Genomic DNA, 1,285 nt, shown 5'->3' on the forward strand with positions numbered 1-1,285 from the left:
AGGATTCACGCGCAGGCCCGCGAACTCCTTGTCCCGCTTGAGCTCCTCGACCAGCTTCATCGTGCGCGTCACGTCCACCGTCACGAACTCCGTGACATGCGGCGCCGTGAACGCCGAGCCGACCATCGCCGCCGCCGTCGCCTTGCGCACGCCCTTCACCGGAACGCGAGTTTCCCGTGCGTCGTCGTACGACACAGCGGACTCCGGCACCGAAGGGGCCCGCTGTGCGGCAGCGGCCTGAACGTCCTCGCGGGTGATGATGCCGTCCGGGCCGGACGGGATGATCGTCGCCAGGTCCACACCCAGGTCCTTGGCCAGCTTGCGCACGGGCGGCTTGGCCGGCGCGCGGGACGGGGCGGCGGCCGAGCCGCCCCCGTTCGGCTGCGCCGGGGCCGTTCGGAGCGGGCGGCGCCGGGTACCGGACTCCACGACTCCGTAGCCGACCAGGACTGGTTGTCTGCCCTTCGGCGCCGGTTCCGCCTTCGGCCGGGTCGGCTCCGGCGGTACGGGGGCCGCCGGAACGCCTGGTCCGGTGCCCGTGCCGGAGCCGGTGTCCACCGAGATGATCACGGTGCCGACGCGGACGGTGGTGCCCTCCGGTGCGTGGACGGCATGCACCACACCCTCGTAGGGGACAGGCAGTTCCACGGCCGCTTTGGCGGTTTCCACCTCGCAGATGGTCTGGCCGTCCGTTACCGCGTCACCAGGTTCGACGTACCAACGGAGTATCTCGGCATCCAAGAGCCCCTCGCCCACGTCGGGCAGCCGGAACTCGCGGATGTGCTGCGCGGTTGTCGTCACGATTCCTCGCCTCAAAACATCTCGGGACGGCTCAAGACGCCTCAGAACGCCATGGCACGGTCGACCGCGTACAGGACGCGGTCCAGGTCCGGCAGGTACTCCTCCTCGAACCGGGAGGGCGGATACGGCATGTGGTAGCCGCCGACGCGCAGGACCGGGGCCTCCAGGTGGTGGAAGCAGCGCTCCGTCATCCGGGCGGCGATCTCCGCTCCGGCCCCCAAGAACACCGGCGCCTCGTGGACGACCACCAGGCGGCCTGTGCGCCGTAGCGAGGCTTCGACGGAGTCGAAGTCCAACGGGGAGATGGAGCGCAGGTCCAGCACTTCTAGGCTGCGGCCCGCACGTTCGGCCTCCTCGGCGGCGTCCAGACAGGTCCTGACGGTGGGGCCGTAGCCGGCCAGCGTCAGATCGGTGCCCTGTCTGACCACCGCCGCGCGGTGCAGGGCCAGGTCGGCCGCCCCGGTGTTCACGGTGCCGCGCTCGT

At 70.8% G+C, this 1,285-nt stretch carries 2 protein-coding genes; both read right to left on the reverse strand.

Annotation, left to right across the window (positions count from 1 at the left end):
- The coding region (locus AQJ67_RS34360) for a biotin/lipoyl-containing protein (RefSeq protein WP_208615094.1) at positions 1-804 on the reverse strand (804 nt) is incomplete at its 3' end.
- A gap of 38 nt (positions 805-842) precedes the next feature.
- Positions 843-1,285: transketolase C-terminal domain-containing protein (locus AQJ67_RS34365; RefSeq protein ID WP_279616912.1), on the reverse strand; the 443-nt coding region annotated here is incomplete at its 5' end.

The organism is Streptomyces caeruleatus (assembly GCF_001514235.1).
In the GTDB taxonomy this organism is placed as follows: domain Bacteria; phylum Actinomycetota; class Actinomycetes; order Streptomycetales; family Streptomycetaceae; genus Streptomyces; species Streptomyces caeruleatus.